Raw genomic sequence first — 18,080 nt, 5'->3', positions numbered from 1 at the left:
TTATTCCGCGCCATCATGCAGGTGCAGCGGCTGCCTGCGGGGTCAGGAGATTTCGATCTCCGCCATGCGGATGCCGAAGGGCGGCCCGCCCTGCGGGTTGGCCAAGCGGGGCAACTGGGTGAAATCGATGATGACGTACTGGGCCTTGGGAGCCGCGCCGTCCGATTCAGGCACCGGAATGGTGGTGTTCTGGGCCGTGAAACTGCCTTGGGCAACTGGTGTGGCGCCCTCAAGGGATGCCGTGTCATTGAGCATCACGGAGAACTTTCCGCCGCTGCCGCTGAGCTGGGTCAGCTCGATGGAGCTGATGCTTGAGGATTCCTTCAGTTCGACGACCAGCGCGAGGTTCGATGCGTAGCGGCCGAAGTCATCCGACTGGTATTGGAAGCTCGTCCAGTAGGTTGCCGGGTTCCCGTCGATGGCCTGGGGCAGGCGGCCGTCGTTTTCGGCATCCAGTGCCGGCATGTCCGGGACGAGGCGGGTCAGTCCGGCAATTTCCGGTTCGACGGCTTCCTCCGCGGGGGCACTGGTCTCCTTGCCGCCCTGGGCTTCGGTCGCCGGAGCGGAGTTGTTCGTCTCCTGGGTGTCCCCGGCTACAGGGCCGCCGCGGAACAGGTTGAGCTGATTCACGGCGATGACGACGGCGACGATGAGGAGCACGGCGAGGAGCCCGCCGACCAGCAGACGCGAGGTCCGCGGGCGGTTGCGCTCGTCGTCGTCGTAATCGTAGTCATAGTCATCCGGCTGCGTCGGACCGCCGCCGGAACCCGCGGGGAACGCGGAGGCGGCGCGGCCGTGATCATCCCCGCCGCGGCGTGCAGCGGGGAGGGCAGGCCCGGCAGCGGGGGCATGGTCTTCCTGGTCCTGCCAGAGACTGACTTTGGGACGCTCGGTGGTCTGCCGGCCGACGGGCGCCGTTGCAGGGGCGTCGGCATCCGCAGGGATGTGCGGAGGGGAAGCAGGAGGCGGCGGCGCGACGGTCTGCCGTGACGAGGCAACGGGTTCATGGCGTCCGGTCTCCGCATGGTCCTGCCAACCGGTCTCCACACGGTCGAACTGCCCGGTGTCCGCCCGGCCCTGTCCTGCAGCGGAGGCCGCCGCCGCAGCAGCTCCGGCAACGCCGGCTCCGGCAGCCGCGCCGGCACCCGGGCGACGTCCGAACAACGGCTTGCCGCCGCCGTCGTCAGTGTTGCCCCGGCCCAGCTTGGGCAGCTCCAGCCGGTTCAGGCGCTCCCGCAGGCTGGTGCGGGGCTCGTCCTCTTCCTCTTCGTCGTAGTAGTCCTCATCCTCGTAGGTCTCCGGCTCGTAGGTACGGGCGTGGCCGAAGATTTCCGAACCGAGGGTCTCGGTGAAGAAGGGTTCGACGTAGGGGGCGTCCTGCTGGATGACGAGATCCAGCAGGTCAGCTGCCTCGGCCTGGTTGGTGATGAGGTACGTGTAGCCGTCCGTGATGCCAAGATCCAGCACCTGGACGTTGCCGGCCCGCTCACCCGTGGCGATTTCCCGCGCGCTCATGGCCGCCTGGCTGGCGTTCTCCGGGGCGGCCACCAGGATGCTTACCGGCCGGTTCAGCACCTGGTCGATGCCGTTGAGCACCAGGTCCTGTTCGGCGGATGCGAGAACTTGGCCGGTAACCTTGTAGCGGCCTCCAAGCAAGGTCCCCACATCTACTGGTAGTGGCACGGGTGTTCCTCCAGGCGGGTAGTCGGCAGGCTGGCGCCGATGAGTAGGTACTTTGTTTCCATGCTACCGGGTGGTACTCGGGGGACGGGGCGCATTCAGGCGCGTCCCGGCAGCCGCGCGAGAATCGGGGCCAGGAACTCGTCCAGCTCGGAGACACGCAGCAGCTTGAGCAGCAGCAGGTAGGCGGCGGCCATGACCGTGCCGCAGATGGCGAGGCTGATGACGGCGCTGACGATGCTCCCCATGGCGAAGCCGCCGGACTGGTATCCGCCGAGCAGCCACAGGGCGGCCGCGCCGGCGGCGGCAGCCCCGAGTGCCGCGTAGCCAAGGCGGATATAGCTTTCAGCGACGCCGGCGGTGCCGTAGTCCCCGAGGCGGCGGACGGCGAAGAAGTGCGCGAGGGCGGCGGAGAACAGGTGGAAGACCGCGAACAGGACGGCCAGCGCGAAGACAATCTGGGTGGAGGGCAGCAGCCGGCCCAGGACGATCGCGATGACGGCGCAGCTGCCGGAGAGGATCGACTGCATGATCAGCGGCGTCTTCGCGTCTTCCTCGGCGTAGAAGACGCGGCTGAGGAAGAAGTAGATGCTCATGAAGGGCATGGCGGCGCCCAGTACCGCAACGATCTGGCCCATTGCGCCCGCCGAGGCCTCCGCCGTCGGACCGGAACCGGCAAAGAGCCTGGCCAGCGGGCCGGCCAGGACCACTAGTACCGCGGCGCCGAACATGGTGGCCACTCCGATGGTGCGCAGGCCGGAGTTGATGGTCCCGCGTACCGCATCCAGGTCGCCCGTCGCCTGGGAGCGCGAGAGCTGGTTGAACAGGACAGTGGCCAGCGAGAGCACGAAGACGGAGTGCGGCAGCATCGCGATCAGGGTGCCGGTGTTCAGCGCGTATTCACCGGCAACGCCGGCTCCGCCGTTGGCCAGTTCCTGCCGGCCGGCGGTGGCCGCGGAAGCGATGGTGCCGTAGAGGAGGTAGGCGGAGTTGCCGATGATCATGGTGCCCAGCGTCCAGCCGGCAACTTTGCCTGCCTGCCGCAGCCCGATTCCGCGCCAGCCGAACTTCAGCTTCAGGCCAAGGCCCAGCCGGCTCAGCGGCCACAGCAGGACCAGGCTTTGCAGCACGATCCCGAGAGTGGTCCCGCCTGCCAGCACCAGGGTCTGCGGCGACGTCCAGGCCTCCGGATGGTCACCCTCTGGGGTATACGTGCCGAAGAGGAAGATGTACAGCACCAGGACAGAGATGGCGACGACGTTGTTGACCACCGGGGCCCACATGTACCAGCCGAAGCGTCCGTGGGCGTTGAGCACCTGGCCGAGGACGGCATACAGGCCGTAGAAGAAGATCTGCGGCAGGCACCAGAGTGCGAAGATCGTGCCCAGTTCCAGCATCGGCTGGGTCCAGCCCTTGGTCAGCGTCGAAATGATGGGCCCGGCCAGCGCCGTCGCCGCGAGGGCGATGCCTCCCAAAACCAGCACCGTGAGGGACAGCAGGCGCGAGACATAGTCCGCACCGCCGTCGTTATTGTTGCTGGCCTTAATGATCTGCGGCACCAGCACCACATTAAAGACGCCGCCTGCGAGCAGCAGGTAGATGATGTTCGGAATGGTGTTGGCTTTTTCGAAGATGTCGCCCATGGTCGTGTTCGCGCCGATGGCGACGGCGAGCAGCGACGTGCGGACGAAGCCGAGCACGCGGGAGACCATGGTGCCGGCGGCCATAATGGCGCTGGCGCGGGCTGTGCTATGGGGACGGGAAGCAGGCATCGTTGTCTATCGTCTCATTTAGGGCCGCCGCGGCCGTCCAGACAACACCCAGCTGATCGTGTCCCGGGGCTGTGGGCCCGCCGGCGGCAGATCAGCCCGCAGTTTAGAGGTACTCGGGCAGGACTTCGCGGGCCAGATCGACGATGCGGCGCTCATTCGGAAAGGAGAGCTTCCGGCCCAGTTCGGCCAGCGGAACCCACGCGACATCGACGGCCTCGTGGTCCGGGTCGTTCTCGATGGTCAGCTGGCCGCCGGTCGCGCGCAGCAGGAAATGGTGAACGGTCTTGTGGACGCGGTGGCCGCTCACCGTGAACCAGTAGTCGATGCTGCCGAGGGTGGCCAGGACCTTGCCTTGGATCCCGGTTTCCTCTTCGATCTCGCGGACTGCCGCTTCCTCATTGGTCTCCGCGTTCTCGGGGTGGCCCTTCGGCAGGCACCACTCAAGCCGGCCGCCGCGGTTGAACCGCGCGATGATGGCGACGCGGAGCTCCTCCGTGGCTGTGTCCACGACGACGCCGCCAGCGGAAACTTCCTCCACGGTGGGCAGGGCATGGTGTCCGGGCGCGGCACTGCCCACTGCCGCTGTTAGCGGAGTGCGCTTTGGTGCGCTTGGGACCGGATATGCCATGCAGTCCACTCTAACGATTTTTGGTAGCCGCGGATGATGACACTGCGGGCCGCCGGAATTCTTCAGCGCGAGGGAGGGGTTTCTGGCACGCTTAAGTCACTATGGTTCACGTTTTTGGCCCGGCAAACGCCCCCGGGACTTCCGCCCTGCAGCTGCCCGACGTCGTCATGGAATTGGGGCAGCGTTTTGTGGACGCCGGCCACGAGCTGTCCCTGGTGGGCGGCCCGGTGCGCGATCTCTTCCTTGGCCGGGTGTCTCCGGATCTCGACTTCACGAGCGACGCCGACCCGGACGCCATCATCGCCGTCATCCGCAAATGGGCGGACAGCTTCTGGGAAATCGGGCGTGACTTCGGGACCATTGGGATGCGCAAGGGCGACTACACCATCGAGGTCACTACCTACCGCGCCGACGCCTATGACGCGGATTCGCGAAAGCCGCAGGTCGCATTCGGCACGTCGCTGGAGGATGACTTGTTCCGCCGAGACTTCACCATGAACGCCATGGCGCTGAGGCTGCCCTCGCTGGAGCTGGTCGACCCGTATGGCGGCGTCCGCGACCTGCACGCCGGTATGGTCCGCACCCCGGGGGAGCCATCGGCGTCGTTCTCCGATGACCCGCTGCGCATGCTCCGCGCCGCCCGGTTCGCCTCCCAGCTCAAGGTGTCGGTAGCCCCCGAGGTGGCTGGGGCCATGACGGATATGGCCGAGCGGATCGAGATTATTTCGGCGGAGCGCGTGCGCGATGAACTGGTCAAGCTGGTCAACGGCAAGGACCCGCGGGCCGGAATCGATCTGCTGGTGGAAACCGGACTGGCCGCGCACGTGTTGCCGGAGGTCGCGGCGCTCAAGCTTGAAATCGACGAGCATCATCGGCACAAGGACGTGTACCAGCATTCGCTCACCGTGCTGGAGCAGGCGTGCGAGCTGGAAACGGACGACGACGGTGCGGTGCCCGGACCGGACTTCGTCCTGCGGTTCGCGGCGCTAATGCACGACGTCGGCAAGCCGGCCACACGGCGGTTCGAGCCTTCGGGCGCGGTCAGCTTCCGGCACCACGACGCGGTGGGCGCGAAGCTGACGGCCAAGCGGATGAAGAAGCTGCGTTTCGACAATGACACGATCAAGGCCGTCTCGCGGCTCGTGGAGCTCCACATGCGGTTCTATGGCTATGGCGAGGCGGGCTGGACGGACTCGGCGGTCCGCCGGTATGTCACGGACGCCGGGCCGCTGCTCGAGCGGCTGCACCGGTTGACCCGTTCGGACGTCACCACCCGCAACCGGCGCAAGGCGGAGCGGCTGGCGTTCGCGTATGACGACTTGGAGCAGCGCATTGCGGCGCTGAAGGAGCAGGAGCAGCTCGATTCCGTGCGGCCGGATCTGGACGGGCAACGGATCATGTCGCTGCTCGGGATCAAACCCGGCCCGGTGGTGGGAAGGGCGTACAAGTTCCTGCTCGACGAGCGGATGGAGAACGGGCCGCAGGAGCCCGAGGTTGCAGAGAAGAAGCTCCTGGAGTGGTGGAGCCGGCAGCCCGAATCCGCAACACTGCCGGAGGAGTCATGAGCTATCTGCCTGTTAGCCATGACCACCCCAAGCTCTGGCTTCTGCGCCACGGCGAGACGGACTGGTCCAGGAGCGGGCAGTACACAGGGCTGACCGACCTCGACCTAACCGAAAACGGTGTGCGCCAGGCCGAAGAAGCAGGAAAAAAGCTGTCAGGACTGAAATTCTCGACAGTACTGTCCTCCCCTCTCAGGCGCGCGGTCCGGACCGCCCAGCTGGCGGGGTTCGCAGATCCAGAAGTGGTTCCATATGCGCATGAGTGGGACTACGGCGAGTATGAGGGTCTCCGCAGCGCTGACATCCGCGCCAAGGACCCGGCGTATCTGATCTGGACCCACGGGGTGCGCGGCGGAGAGACGCTCGAGCAGGTGGCGGACAGGGCTGACCATGTCATTGCCAAAGTGCTAGACAGTCCTTCAGATCCGCCGTTCCACACCGATTCCGCGGACCAACGCAACGTCCTCCTCGTGGCGCATGGCCATTTCCTTCGGGTCCTCGCCGCCCGCTGGCTGGACCTGCCGCCGGTTGAGGGGCGCCGCTTCGTCCTGGACACCGCTGCGGTCTGCAGCCTGGGGTGGGATAAGAAGACGCCCGCGGTTACCGGCTGGAACGTGTAGCACAGCCGCTTCCATCCTGCCTGCGCGTTCCGCGGGCGGCACGCTTCCCGGGGCCGCTACTGCATGTCGAGAAGCCTGCGGGCGGTGCCGGCATCGGTAATCAGCGAGTGAGCCAGCCCGGAGACCAGCACGGCGCGGATGGCCTGGGTCTTGGTTGCGCCGCCCGCCACGGCGATGACGTGCGGGATCCGGCGCAGCTGCACCTCGGGGATGGCGATGCAGCGGTCATCCACGTCGTCGATGACCTGCCCCTGGTCATTCACGAGGGTCGCGCAAATTTCCGCCCTGACCCCGCGGCCGATGAGGGCGTCCCGTTCCGGCCCCGCTAGGGCTGGATTCTCGACCATCTGCGAATCGGGCGGCGACCAGCTGCCGACGGCGACGACGGCGACGGTCACGCGCGCGTACTGCGCGAAGGTATCCACCAGCTCGTGCTGCCGGCGCAGGCCCTCGGCGGTGGCGGCGTCGCTGACGATCAAGGGGGCATAAATCGTCCATGGCCTGGTGCCGGCGACGGCACTGACCCTGCGGATGGTTTCGATCCCGGTCTCCTGGATGGGGCCGGCAATCCCTGCCAGCTGCACGACTTCGCAGCGCGGTAGAGAGCGCAGCGACCGGGCCAGCGCGTTCACCGTCCGGCCCGAGGTCAGGCCGAGGACGTCGTCATCGGTCAGGATCTCCGTCAGCAGGTCGGCGGCGGTGCTGCCCAGGTGCTGCTGGACGACCTCGGGCGTTTCCGAGGGCACATTGACCGCGATGGCCCGTTCGAGGCCGTAGGCCTTCTGCAGCTTAACCGACAGTTCCAGGTCAAGGGAGGACGGGCTTGCGATCTCGAACCTGACCACCCCCGTGGCGATTGCCTGCTCGAGGATCCGGCCGATCTTGAAACGGCTCAGGCCCGTCTCGGCAGCGATCTCGATCCGGGTCTTTCCCTCGATGAAATGCTGCTGGGCGATGTACGCGGTGCGCACGAGCGCATCCGGTCCTAGCTGTGCCATCCGTGTCTCTTGTCTTTCCTGTTGCCACCCCGTCTGGTTGCAAGACTACCTTCCCAAAATTTGCTCATGTGAGCAAGAGGTTGCACATATGTTGAGAGGTGGGTCATACTTTTGCTGGATCGGCCGCCGCGGTCTGCTGGACTCAATTCCGAGACCTTCCTGCGGCGGCTTGAGTACGAAGGGAAGTCAATCGGTGGAAGCAGTCTTGCCGGAAACCATGAAGGCCAGTGTCTTGGTGCAGCCGCAGTCCGTGGTGGTCGAAGACCGGCCCGTGCCCGCCCTGGACGCCGACGAGGTCCTGGTCCGTGTTTCCGCAGTGGGTGTCTGCGGTTCGGATGTGCATTACTTCAAGGAAGGCAGGATCGGGGATTTCGTCGTGGAATCTCCGATGGTGCTCGGGCACGAGGCCGCCGGAACCGTCGTCGCCGTCGGCAGCGCGGTGGATCCGGCGCGGGTGGGGGAGCGCGTCTCGATCGAGCCCCAGCGGCCCGATCCGCACTCCAAGCAGTCGCTGGCCGGCTGCTACAACCTGGATCCGGCCATGCAGTTCTATGCGACCCCGCCGGTTGACGGAGCGTTCATGGAATTCGTCAAGATCCAGTCCCACTTCGCCTTCGCGGTGCCCGACAGCATCAGCGACGAGGCCGCGGCCCTGATGGAGCCGCTGTCCGTGGGTATTGCCGCCATGCAGAAGGCGCAGGTCACGCCCGGCTCGAAGGTGCTCATCACTGGTGCCGGTCCGATCGGCATCATCTGCGCCCAGGTGGCCAAGGCCTTCGGCGCGACCGAGGTCATCGTCTCCGACCTCGATGAGGAGCGCCGCCGGAAGGCCCTCTCCTTCGGTGCCGACCGCGTGATCGATCCCAGGACCGACGACGTGGCCAACCTGGGCCTGGAGGTCGACGCCTTCATCGAGGCGTCCGGGGCCACCCCGGCGATCCTGACCGGCATCCGCAATGTGGCTCCGGCCGGCCGGGTCGTGCTGGTCGGGATGGGCGCCGACGAGGTGGCGCTGCCGGTCTCGCTGATCCAGAACCGCGAACTGGTCATCACCGGGATCTTCCGCTACGCCAATACCTGGCCGATCGCCATCGAACTGGTGCGCACCGGCCGCGTGGACCTGGACGGCCTGGTCACCGGGATCTACGGCATCGAGGACGTGGCCCAGGCACTCGTCGATTCGACCAAGTCCAGCAGCCTGAAGACGATCGTACGGCCGGGACGGTAATCCCATGCACACCACGCACACCCCAGAGGCGGTCGCCACCGCCGCGATTGAATGCCACGGCATCCGCATGAGCTTTGGCGGCATCCCCGTCCTGAAGGGTATTTCGCTCGTCCTCGAGCCGGGGACGGTCACTGCCCTGGCCGGCGAAAACGGCGCCGGTAAGTCTACCCTGATGAAGATCGCTTCCGGGCAGTACAAGCCCGACGAGGGAACCGTGGAGGTCCGCAGCGAGCACCTGCACGCCGGGGACATCCAGGCCGCGCACCGGCTCGGGGTCGCCATCGTTCCCCAGGAGCTGGCCTCGATCCCGGAAATGACCGTCTACGAGAACCTGTTCGTCGGCCGCGAGCTGCGCTCGCCGGTGGGCCTGCTGAACCGCCGGGCCATGATGCGCCAGGCCCGGGAGTTCCTCAAGCCGTTCGGTCTCGAGATCGACCCCGCCGCGCGGATGGGCTCCCTGCCGGTAGGCATCCGCCAGATCATCGAGATCGTCAAGGCCACCAGCCGGGGCGCCAAGGTCCTGCTGCTGGACGAGCCTACCAGCGCGATTGCCGAGCAGGAGGTCGAGCGGCTCTACTCGGTCGTGCGCTCGCTGCGCGACCAGGGCGTGGCCATGCTCTTTACCACTCACAAGATGGAGGAAATTCGGGCGATGGCGGACCGCGTCATCGTCCTTCGGGATGGCAATCTGGTCGAGGACAAGCCGCTGGACCAGCTCAGCGACGACGACATCGTCGAGGCCATGATCGGCCGCGAGCTGGAGGACATGTTCCCGGAGATCGGTGTCCCGAAGGACGAGGTCGCCCTGACCGTCCAGGACCTGGTCATCGGCCACGGCACCGAGCCGGTGAGCTTCTCGGTCCGCCGCGGCGAGATCCTCGGTCTGGCCGGGCTGGTCGGCGCCGGGCGCACCGAGCTGATGGAGAGCATCTTCGGGATGCGCCATCCCGCCGCCGGTTCCGTGGCCGTCGGTGGCCGGAAGGTCGCCCTGGGCAACCCCGCGGCCGCCATCGCCTCGAAGATCGCCCTCGTGCCGGAGGACCGCAAGGGCGCCGGCGCAGTGCTGTCCATGAGCGTGCTGGACAATGCCTCGCTGCCGCGGATCAAGTCCTTCAGCAATGCCGGCTGGATCAACAACCGGAAGCGGTCGGGCAGCATCGGGGACATCATGAAGTCGATGAACCTCAAGAGCCGCGGCCTCGGGCAGAGCATGGAAACGCTCTCCGGCGGCAACCAGCAGAAGGTGGTCTTCGGCAGGTGGCTGACAGGTCCGGTGGACGTGCTGCTGCTGGACGAACCCACCCGTGGGGTAGACGTCGGGGCCCGCAGCGAGATCTACAGGATCATCGTCGACCTTGCGGAGCAGGGCATGGCCGTCGTCATGGCCTCCAGCGACATGCCCGAGATCCTCAGCCTCTCCCACCGCGCCCTCGTCATGCGCGGGCTGACCGTGGCCGGGGAACTGAGCAAGACAGAACTGCTGGAATCCTCCGCGCAGGACAAGATTTTCCGGCTGGCCTCCGGTCTGGAAGCCTCCACAAAGAAGGAAACCGAGAACAATGACGACTGACCGAAGCACAATGCTCGAACCCTCACCGGGCGGAACGGCCACCAAGGACCCGACCAGGCGGTTCAGCTGGCAATGGCTCCAGGGATTCGCCGTCCGCCACGCCATGGTCGTGGTCATGCTGTTCGTGGTGGCGTTCTTCCTCTACAAGAGCGCGCGCTTTGGGACGCTCGAGAACATGACCACCATCCTGATCGCGGCCGCGCCCTTCGCCCTGATCGCCCTGGGGCAGACCCTGGTCATTCTGACCGGCGGCATCGACCTTTCCGTGGGCAGCGTCATCGCGGCCAGCGCCATGGCGGCCGCCTACGTGGCCAAGGCCTCGGACGGCAACCTGCTGCTCACGGTCCTTGTCGCGGTGCTCGTGGGGCTGGCGGCCGGTGCCATCAATGGCTTTGTGGTCAGCCGGATGAACGTGCCGCCCTTCATCGCCACCCTGGGCATGCTGACCCTGGCCTCCGGCGTCGCCTATGTCATCGGCGGGGGCGCGCCGATCAACGGCCTGCCGGCCAACTTCGGCGCCATCGCCAACACCGAGGTCCTGGGGCTGAAGATTCCCGTGCTCCTGATGATCCTGGCCATCGTGGGCCTCGCGATCATCATGAAGCGGACCTCCTACGGCATGCGCGTCTACGCCGTCGGCGGCAACCGTCTGGCGGCCGAGATCGCCGGCGTGAAGTCCAAGCGCGTGCTGTTCAGCGTCTACACCATCAGCGGCGTCCTCGCCGGCGTATCCGGCCTGATGCTCGCCTCCCGCGTCATCTCCGGCGCACCGAACCTGGGACAGGGCTACGAGCTGGACGCCATCGCCGCCGTTGTCATCGGCGGGGCTAGCCTCATGGGCGGCCGCGGCACCATCTGGGGCACCGCCATCGGCCTGCTGCTGATCCAGACCCTGAACAACGGCCTGGACCTGCTGATCGTGCCCTCCTACTGGCAGGACGTGATCAAGGGCGTGCTGATCGTGCTCGCCGTGGCCATCGATGTCTGGGCAGCCAAGCGCCGGACCAGTTAGAACTTCGCACCTTCCGCAGATACCTAGTTAGCAGATACCTAGTTAAAGGAACCCAAATGAAGATCACCCGTACCTCGAAAATGCTGCAGGTCGCAGGCCTCGGTGCCGCCGCGGCGCTGGTGCTGGCCGGCTGTGGCGCTGGCGACACCTCGGCCGGCAGCGGGGCCACCGACGGCGGCGACGGCGCCGTCACCGTGGGCGTCACCGTGTACGACATGTCCTCCTTCGTCACGCAGGGCAAGGAAGGCATGGACGCCTACGCCAAGGCCAACGACATCAACATGCTGTGGAACTCGGCGAACCTCGATGTCGCCACCCAGGCCAACCAGGTGGACCAGTACATCAACCAGGGCGTCGACGCCATCCTGATCAACCCGGTCCAGGCCGATTCCCTGCAGCCGCAGATCGCCGCGGCCGAGGAGAAGGGCATCCCGGTCATCGACGTCAACTCCGCCCTGAAGAGCGACAAGCTGGCCGGCTCCGTGCAGCCCGACGACGTCGCCGCCGGCGAGCAGGAAGCGAAGATGATGGTCGAGGCCCTCGGCGGCAAGGGCAACGTGGTCATCCTGGAGGGCCCGATCGGTGGTTCCGGCCAGATCGACCGCGGCGCCGGCATCGATAAGGTCCTCAAGGAGAACCCGGACATTAAGGTTCTGGCCAAGGACACGGCCAACTGGAAGCGTGACGAGGCCGTGAACAAGATGAAGAACTGGATCTCCGCCTTCGGATCCGACATCGACGGCGTGATCTCGCAGAACGACGACATGGGCCTGGGCGCCCTGCAGGCCCTAAACGAGGCCGGCCTCAAGGACGTCAAGATCGTCGGCATCGACGGCATCGAGGACGGCCTGAAGGCGGTCAAGAGCGGCGACTTCATCGGCACTTCGCTGCAGCACGGCACCGTGGAGATGGCCGCCGGCCTGGCCGTGGCGGCCAAGCTGGCCCGCGGCGAGAACGTGGAGGCGACCCCGAAGTACATCATGCCCGCCATCACCACGGAGAATGTGGACGCGGCCATGAAGAACGTGGTCACCGACCGCGAGGCCTTCCTGGAGAAGCTGCCGCAGATGGTTGACGAGAACCTCCAGAACGGCAACATCGCCTACGAGGGCCTCCCGGGCCAGGAACAGCAGTAAGCACGAGCCTGGCCGGGGTCCCGGGCGCATCGCCCGGGACCCCGGCCAGGTCCCGGCAGGCCAGCACCAACCACCACAGCGGAGCGTTCCTTGACCAAGCTATTCAATGACCCGGCCGAGTTCGCAGAAGAACAGTTCTCCGGCTTCCTCTCCTTGTATGCGGACCGGCTGCGCGGGGTGCCCGGAGGCGCCGTGGCCCTGCGCTCCGGCGAACCCCAGGTCGCCGTCGTCGTCGGCGGTGGTTCGGGCCACTATCCTGCCTTCTGCGGCCTGGTCGGGCCGGGGCTGGCCGCCGGCGCCGTGGTCGGCAATATCTTCACCTCCCCGTCCGCGGCCCAGGTCTACTCTGTGGCCAAGGCTGCCGACCAGGGCCGGGGCGTAATCCTGACCTTCGGCAACTATGCCGGCGACAACCTGAACTTCGGCATTGCGGCCGAGCGTCTCCGGAAGGAAGGGATCGACACCCGCATCGTGGTCGTGACCGACGACGTCGCCTCCGCGCCGGAAGAGGATAAGCGCCGCGGGATCGCCGGTGACTTCACGGTGTTCAAGGCGATGGGTGCTGCTGCGGCCGCGGGACTGGACCTCGACGGCGTCGAACGGGTCGGCCGGGCAGCCAACGCCGCCACCCGCACCCTAGGCGTGGCCTTCTCCGGCTGCACCATGCCCGGGGCAGACAAGCCGCTGTTCACCGTCCCGGAGGGGCATCTCGGGCTGGGCCTGGGCATCCACGGTGAACCGGGCATCCGCGATGAGCCGCTGCCCACGGCCGAGGAACTAGGCCGGCTGCTGGTTTCCTCCCTGCTCAAGGAGGCGCCGGACCAGGCCGGCAGGCGGGTCGGGGTGATCCTGAACGGGCTGGGCACCACCAAGTACGAGGAACTCTTCCTGCTCTGGAACACCGTGTCCCGGCAACTGGCCGAAGCCGGCCTGGAACCCGTGGACCCGGAGGTTGGCGAACTGGTTACCAGCCTGGACATGGGCGGCTGCTCGCTGACCCTGATGTGGCTCACCGACGAACTGGAGGCCTACTGGACGGCCGACGCGTACACGCCGGCCTACCGCAAGCAGAAGGCCGGCACGGCGGGACTGATCTCCGCCGAGCAGCAGCAGGCGGGGCAGGAAGCGGAGCAGGCAGAGGCGCCGCAGGCGACGCCCGCGGCCCGGGACCTGGCCCAGCTGGTCCTGGCCGGACTGGGGACAGCCCAGAGCACCCTGCACGCCAACGAGACGAAGCTGGGCGAGATCGACGCCGTCGCCGGCGACGGTGACCATGGACGCGGCATGGTCAAGGGCATCGACGCAGCCGTGGCCGCGGCCCAGTCCGCCGCGGCGGACGGAGCCGGCGGAGCCTGGTTGCTGACCCGTGCCGGCCAGGCCTGGGCCGCCTCGGCCGGCGGAACCTCCGGAGTGCTGTGGGGTGCGGCTCTCGAAGCGGCCGGCGCCAGCCTCACCGACGGGCGCGATGGCTACGCCGCTGCCGAAGCGGTCGACGCTGTGTCCGCCTTCGCCGGGGCGATGACGGATCTGGGCCGGGCGGTGATCGGCGACAAGACCTTGGTGGATGCGTTGCTGCCGTTTGCCGAGGAGCTGCGCGCGGCGGTCGACGCCGGGACGGCCTTGTCCGAGGCCTGGGCAGCGGCGGCCGGGACGGCCACCGAGGCGGCCGATGCCACCGCCAACCTCAAACCCCGGCTGGGCCGCGCCAGGCCGCTGGCCGAAAAGAGCTTAGGGACTCCCGATGCGGGAGCGACGTCGCTGGCCCTCATTGTTACCGCACTCGGCCGTCGCTGACGGCCACGAAAGGAATCAAACGTATGAACGGGAAACTACGCCTCGTCGTCGGCTGCGACGATGCCGGCTTCGATTACAAGGAAATCCTGAAACGGGACCTGCAGGAAAACCCCGGCGTTGAGTCCGTGGTGGATGTGGGAGTGGACGCCGACGGGCACACCGCCTACCCGCACATCGCCGTTGAAGCGGCCACCCTGGTGGCCGAGGGCAAGTCCGACCGCGCCCTGCTGATCTGCGGCACTGGGCTCGGGGTGGCGATCTCGGCCAACAAGGTCAAGGGCATCCGCGCCGTCACCGCCCACGATTCTTTCTCGGTCGAACGCTCGGTCCTGAGCAACGATGCGCAGGTACTGTGCATGGGCCAGCGGGTGGTCGGTATCGAGCTGGCCCGCCGACTGGTGCGCGAATGGCTGACCTACACCTTCGACCCGGAGAGCGCCTCCGCGGCGAAGGTCGGCGCGATCAGCAGCTACGAAGGATGAGCGTGGAGCAGGAATTCCGAGGCAAAGTAGCCATCATCACCGGCGCCGCCAGCGGCATCGGCAATTCCGTGGCGCGGTATTTCGCCGAGCGGGGCGCCAGGATCGTCGGCGTGGACCTGAATGATTCGGTCACCGCGGCCATGGCGGAACTGCCCGGCGAGGGCCACCATGGCATCGCGCAGGATTTGACGAACGAGGGTGCGGCGCAGAAAGTCGTGGACGAGACGGTCAGCGTGGCCGGGACCGTGGACATCCTGGTCAACTCGGCCGGTGTGGTGATGCTGGACAAGGCCCTCGAGCTGTCCGAGCGGATGTGGGAAACGACCATCAGCGTCAATCTCAGCGCCAGCTTCAAAATGGCGCAGGCGGCAGGCCGCGTGATGACGGACAAGGGCCACGGCCGCATCGTCAATCTGGCTTCGCAGGCCAGCGTTATCGGCCTGGACCAGCACGTGGCGTACTGCGCGAGCAAGGCGGGCGTGGTCGGCATGACCAAGGTGCTGTCGATGGAATGGGCGCCGCAGGGCGTGACCGTCAATGCGGTCTCGCCTACGGTCGTCGAGACCCCGCTGGGCAAGCTGGCCTGGGCCGGCGAAAAGGGCGATGAGATGAAGAAGCTCATCCCGGTGGGGCGCTTTGCCCAGCCGGACGAGGTCGCCGCCCTGATCGCCTTCCTTGCCGGTGACAAGGCCGGAATGATCACGGGCGAAAACATCCTTATCGACGGTGGCTACTCGAGCATCTGAGCGCGGCGGCCGCGGCGAAGGCCCGGGTGTCCGTCGAAGCGGGCTGTCCCTGGGCTGGACCGCATTCACCGGCGAGGCGGCAGGATCGCTGGCCTGCCCGACTGTCGCATAGGATGACCTTCCGTGCGGCCCGGACGGGCCCGCCTTCCGGCGGCACGCCAGCTTGGAACTAATGATGCTGACGGGGCCGGGCACAGGCAGCTGCCGGTGCCTCCTGCCCTGCGGTTCCGGTGCCAGCTGCCATCCGGCCGAGAAACTGATAGGAGACAGCCCATGGCCTCTCGCACCATTGTCGCGGGGATCGACTCGTCCACCCAGAGCTGCAAGATTGTCCGGGTCGATGCGGAAACCGGGCAAATCCTGAGCAGTTCCTCCGCTCCGCACCCGGACAGCACAGCGGTCCATCCCGACCGTTGGTGGGAGGCCTTCCAAGCGGCCGGGGGAGCGGATCTGGGCGACATCGAAGCGGTGTCCGTCAGTGCACAGCAGCACGGGATGGTCGCCCTGGACGCGGACGATGCCCCGGTCTTCGATGCCCTGCTGTGGAACGATGTCCGCAGCGCACCGCAGGCCCAGCGGCTGCGGGACGAACTTGGGGCGCAGGTGTGGGCGGATGAAATCGGGATCGTGCCGGTCCCGTCCTTCACCATCACCAAGCTTGCCTGGCTGGCCGAGAACCATCCCGACCTTGCCGACAGGGTCAGCAAGGTCATGCTGCCCCACGACTGGCTCACCTGGCAGATCCTGGGGCGCGCCGGCTACCCGACGACGGATCGTAGCGATGCCTCCGGGACCGGGTACTACTCGGTCTGCGACGAGGCCTATCGGCTTGACCTGCTGGAATGGGCCTTCGGTAGGTCCCCCGATCTGCCGACGGTGATCGGGCCTTCCGCGACCGCCGGCACAACGCCGTCCGGCATGCTGGTGGGGCCGGGCTGCGGCGACAATGCGGGAGCGGCGCTTGGCCTGGCGCTGCGTCCGGGCGAAGTGGCGGTGTCGATCGGAACGAGCGGGACGGTCTTCACCTCCACCGATACCAAGATCAGCGATCCTTCCGGCGCCATCGCCGGATTCGCCGACGCTACGGGCCGGCAGCTGCCCCTGCTGGCCACCATCAACGGTGCCCGTGTCCTTGGCTCGACCGCGGACCTTCTGGATGTCAGCTTGGAGAAATTCGACGCCCTGGCATCGGCGGGCCCGGTCGATGCCGGCGGCCTGACGCTGGTGCCGTACCTGGACGGGGAACGGACGCCAAACCTGCCCCACGCAAGCGGCAGCCTCGTCGGCCTGACCCGTGCGGCGATGAAACCGGAAAACGTGGCCCGTGCCTCGGTGCTGGGCCTGCTATGCCTCTTGGCCGATGCGATGGACAAGCTGCGGGCCCGCAACATCGAAGCGCAACGGATTGTCCTGGTCGGTGGCGGATCGCGTTCGCGGTCCCTTCAGGCTGCGGCCGCGGACATATTCCAAGCCGAAGTTGTCATCCCCGAGCCCGGGGAATACGTCGCCCTCGGCGCGGCGCGCCAGGCCGCCTGGGCGCTGTCAAAAGCCGACGAGCCGCCGGCTTGGGAGCGCCGGACCGAACGCACCATCAGCCCGTCCAGCTCCTCTGTCGACTGGTCGGCCGCCGTACGCGGCCGATTCGGCGAGGCACGCGAGCGGCTGTACGGGATCTAGACGCAAATGAGCGCCCGGGGCCCGCAAGCTGCCAGCTGGACGGCGGCGTCATGCAACGGCAATACCTCAAGGAGAAAAGTGAATCGCTCTAATTCCGGTACGGAACGTCCGGTGTTGGCCGGCCTCGGCCAACACGTCTTCGAGGCCGTGCTATTCGACATGGACGGCACCCTCATCGACTCCACTGGCGCCGTCGAACGCGGCTGGGCCCGGTGGGCGAACGAACTGGGATTCGGCGACACCTACCGGCATACAGATCACGGCAAGCCGGCCAGGGATATTGTGTCGGCCATGGTCGCGCCCGATCAGGTCGAAGAATGCCTGGCTCGGGTGATCGAAATCGAGACCCAGGAAACGGACGGCATTCACGCCCTTGAGGGTGCGGCCGCCCTACTCGGTTCGATTCCGCCGCACCAGTGCGCCATTGTCACCTCGTGCACGCGCGGGCTGGCCGAGGTCCGCCTGCGGGCGGCCGGGCTCAATGCTCCGCCCGTCCTGATCAGTTTCGACGATATCGAGAACGGCAAGCCGCACCCGGAGGGGTACCTGCTGGCCGCACGCCGGCTCGGGGTTGCGCCCGACCGCTGTCTGGTTATCGAGGACACCCCGGCCGGGCTGGCCGCGGGCAGGGCCGCTGGCTGTGTGACCCTGGCTGTGGCCGGCACGTTTTCTTCGGCCGAACTCGTGGCCGATGCGGTGCTCCTCGGCTTGGGCGGCATCCGGGCCGTGAACGCTGCGGGCGGGCTGCGCCTGGAGACCGTGTCGTGACTCTTGTTGGTGACTGTGGCAACCCGGCCGATGGCAGAGAGCCACTAACAGCAAGCACCGTCCCACCGAAACTTGCGCCAGCCCGGACACAAGTGTCGGCGTGTCGAAGCCGACACGCCGCCGGAGACACAAATCCCAAAGAATTACCGATCTCTTGCTGGCCAAGAGCCTTGCGGGTGGAGTAGCCTCTCTCTTGTCCGATTGAGCTTTCTCAATCAAGAGATGGCCGGGACGTTTTCATGATCGACGCCGTGAGGGAAAGAGAGGTGGGCCCCGTGAAGATTATCGCCACGCCAGCCGGATTCCATGCCGTTGCTGCCCGACTCCGGGCTGCCTCCGTCCTCGCTGCGCACTAGCTTTTCCATCGCCGCCCCGGCTGCCCGCCGGGCCCGCCCAGCTGAAAAGCC

15 protein-coding genes are annotated in these 18,080 nt (G+C 67.0%); 11 read left to right on the top strand and 4 right to left on the bottom strand.

Translation table 11 applies throughout. The features are described 5' to 3' along the window. Nucleotides 1-42: 42 nt before the first annotated feature. The 3 genes from AHIS1636_RS05425 to AHIS1636_RS05415 all read right to left on the bottom strand — a co-directional run bounded on the left by AHIS1636_RS05425 (nt 43) and on the right by AHIS1636_RS05415 (nt 4,080). Nucleotides 43-1,683 carry an ABC transporter substrate-binding protein gene (locus tag AHIS1636_RS05425; protein ID WP_264794792.1) on the bottom strand — a complete coding sequence of 547 codons (1,641 nt, stop codon included), beginning with the start codon at nt 1,681-1,683 and terminating at the stop codon, nt 43-45. Nucleotides 1,684-1,778: 95 nt separating this feature from the next. Next, nucleotides 1,779-3,452: a murein biosynthesis integral membrane protein MurJ gene (gene murJ, locus AHIS1636_RS05420; protein ID WP_264794791.1), complete on the bottom strand. Its 1,674-nt coding sequence runs from the start codon at nt 3,450-3,452 to the stop codon at nt 1,779-1,781. 103 nt (nt 3,453-3,555) lie between these two features. Continuing rightward, complete coding sequence (locus AHIS1636_RS05415) at nt 3,556-4,080, bottom strand: NUDIX hydrolase (protein WP_264794790.1); 525 nt, start codon at nt 4,078-4,080, stop codon at nt 3,556-3,558. Nucleotides 4,081-4,181: 101 nt separating this feature from the next. Here AHIS1636_RS05415 and AHIS1636_RS05410 point away from each other — a divergent pair, with 101 nt between their 5' ends. Next, complete coding sequence (locus AHIS1636_RS05410; protein ID WP_264794789.1) at nt 4,182-5,645, top strand: CCA tRNA nucleotidyltransferase; 1,464 nt, start codon at nt 4,182-4,184, stop codon at nt 5,643-5,645. Next, nucleotides 5,642-6,262 (top strand): histidine phosphatase family protein, encoded by a 621-nt coding sequence (locus tag AHIS1636_RS05405; protein ID WP_264794788.1) that lies wholly within the window; start codon nt 5,642-5,644, stop codon nt 6,260-6,262. The genes AHIS1636_RS05410 and AHIS1636_RS05405 overlap by 4 nt, the downstream gene beginning before the upstream one ends. 56 nt (nt 6,263-6,318) lie before the next feature. Here the strand turns inward: AHIS1636_RS05405 and AHIS1636_RS05400 are convergent, their stop codons facing one another. Beyond that, a complete protein-coding gene (locus AHIS1636_RS05400) occupies nt 6,319-7,260 on the bottom strand; it encodes a sugar-binding transcriptional regulator (RefSeq protein ID WP_264794787.1) in 942 nt (313 codons plus the stop codon). A gap of 217 nt (nt 7,261-7,477) precedes the next feature. Between AHIS1636_RS05400 and AHIS1636_RS05395 the strand changes: the two genes are divergently transcribed. The 9 genes from AHIS1636_RS05395 to AHIS1636_RS05355 all read left to right on the top strand — a co-directional run bounded on the left by AHIS1636_RS05395 (nt 7,478) and on the right by AHIS1636_RS05355 (nt 17,673). After that, a complete protein-coding gene (locus tag AHIS1636_RS05395; RefSeq protein WP_373875792.1) occupies nt 7,478-8,488 on the top strand; it encodes an NAD(P)-dependent alcohol dehydrogenase in 1,011 nt (336 codons plus the stop codon). Between the two features lie 4 nt (nt 8,489-8,492). Further along, nucleotides 8,493-10,058, top strand: a complete 1,566-nt coding sequence (locus AHIS1636_RS05390) for a sugar ABC transporter ATP-binding protein (protein WP_264794785.1) — start codon at nt 8,493-8,495, stop codon at nt 10,056-10,058. Continuing rightward, nucleotides 10,048-11,070: an ABC transporter permease gene (locus AHIS1636_RS05385; protein ID WP_264794784.1), complete on the top strand. Its 1,023-nt coding sequence runs from the start codon at nt 10,048-10,050 to the stop codon at nt 11,068-11,070. The genes AHIS1636_RS05390 and AHIS1636_RS05385 overlap by 11 nt, the downstream gene beginning before the upstream one ends. Nucleotides 11,071-11,126: 56 nt before the next feature. Beyond that, nucleotides 11,127-12,206: a substrate-binding domain-containing protein gene (locus AHIS1636_RS05380; protein WP_275116367.1), complete on the top strand. Its 1,080-nt coding sequence runs from the start codon at nt 11,127-11,129 to the stop codon at nt 12,204-12,206. 90 nt (nt 12,207-12,296) lie between these two features. After that, on the top strand, nt 12,297-14,000 hold the full coding sequence (locus AHIS1636_RS05375; protein ID WP_264794783.1) for a dihydroxyacetone kinase family protein: 1,704 nt from the start codon (nt 12,297-12,299) through the stop codon (nt 13,998-14,000). A gap of 23 nt (nt 14,001-14,023) precedes the next feature. Next, on the top strand, nt 14,024-14,482 hold the full coding sequence (locus tag AHIS1636_RS05370; RefSeq protein ID WP_264794782.1) for a ribose-5-phosphate isomerase: 459 nt from the start codon (nt 14,024-14,026) through the stop codon (nt 14,480-14,482). Further along, the gene (locus AHIS1636_RS05365) at nt 14,479-15,228 is read left to right on the top strand and encodes a GolD/DthD family dehydrogenase (protein ID WP_264794781.1); all 750 of its coding nucleotides are present in this window, start codon (nt 14,479-14,481) and stop codon (nt 15,226-15,228) included. Before AHIS1636_RS05370 ends, AHIS1636_RS05365 begins: the two co-directional genes overlap by 4 nt. 273 nt (nt 15,229-15,501) lie before the next feature. Continuing rightward, complete coding sequence (gene xylB / locus AHIS1636_RS05360) at nt 15,502-16,905, top strand: xylulokinase (RefSeq protein WP_264794780.1); 1,404 nt, start codon at nt 15,502-15,504, stop codon at nt 16,903-16,905. Nucleotides 16,906-17,016: 111 nt separating this feature from the next. Then, the gene (locus AHIS1636_RS05355) at nt 17,017-17,673 is read left to right on the top strand and encodes an HAD-IA family hydrolase (protein ID WP_264794779.1); all 657 of its coding nucleotides are present in this window, start codon (nt 17,017-17,019) and stop codon (nt 17,671-17,673) included. The last annotated feature ends 407 nt before the right edge of the window (nt 17,674-18,080 follow it).

Source organism: Arthrobacter mangrovi (genome assembly GCF_026011795.1).
Taxonomy (GTDB): domain Bacteria; phylum Actinomycetota; class Actinomycetes; order Actinomycetales; family Micrococcaceae; genus Crystallibacter; species Crystallibacter mangrovi.
The sequence above is the reverse complement of the archived record's forward strand: the minus strand, read 5'-3'. Positions and strand labels throughout refer to the sequence as shown.

Excerpts from the sequence above, each read along its gene's own strand:
- murJ (WP_264794791.1), bottom strand. The coding sequence starts at position 3,452 with ATGCCTGCTTCCCGTCCCCATAGCACAGCCCGCGCCAGCGCCATTATG.
- AHIS1636_RS05415 (WP_264794790.1), bottom strand. The coding sequence starts at position 4,080 with ATGGCATATCCGGTCCCAAGCGCACCAAAGCGCACTCCGCTAACAGCG.
- AHIS1636_RS05410 (WP_264794789.1), top strand. The coding sequence starts at position 4,182 with ATGGTTCACGTTTTTGGCCCGGCAAACGCCCCCGGGACTTCCGCCCTG.
- AHIS1636_RS05405 (WP_264794788.1), top strand. The coding sequence starts at position 5,642 with ATGAGCTATCTGCCTGTTAGCCATGACCACCCCAAGCTCTGGCTTCTG.
- AHIS1636_RS05400 (WP_264794787.1), bottom strand. The coding sequence starts at position 7,260 with ATGGCACAGCTAGGACCGGATGCGCTCGTGCGCACCGCGTACATCGCC.
- AHIS1636_RS05395 (WP_373875792.1), top strand. The coding sequence starts at position 7,478 with ATGAAGGCCAGTGTCTTGGTGCAGCCGCAGTCCGTGGTGGTCGAAGAC.
- AHIS1636_RS05390 (WP_264794785.1), top strand. The coding sequence starts at position 8,493 with ATGCACACCACGCACACCCCAGAGGCGGTCGCCACCGCCGCGATTGAA.
- AHIS1636_RS05385 (WP_264794784.1), top strand. The coding sequence starts at position 10,048 with ATGACGACTGACCGAAGCACAATGCTCGAACCCTCACCGGGCGGAACG.
- AHIS1636_RS05380 (WP_275116367.1), top strand. The coding sequence starts at position 11,127 with ATGAAGATCACCCGTACCTCGAAAATGCTGCAGGTCGCAGGCCTCGGT.
- AHIS1636_RS05370 (WP_264794782.1), top strand. The coding sequence starts at position 14,024 with ATGAACGGGAAACTACGCCTCGTCGTCGGCTGCGACGATGCCGGCTTC.
- AHIS1636_RS05365 (WP_264794781.1), top strand. The coding sequence starts at position 14,479 with ATGAGCGTGGAGCAGGAATTCCGAGGCAAAGTAGCCATCATCACCGGC.
- xylB (WP_264794780.1), top strand. The coding sequence starts at position 15,502 with ATGGCCTCTCGCACCATTGTCGCGGGGATCGACTCGTCCACCCAGAGC.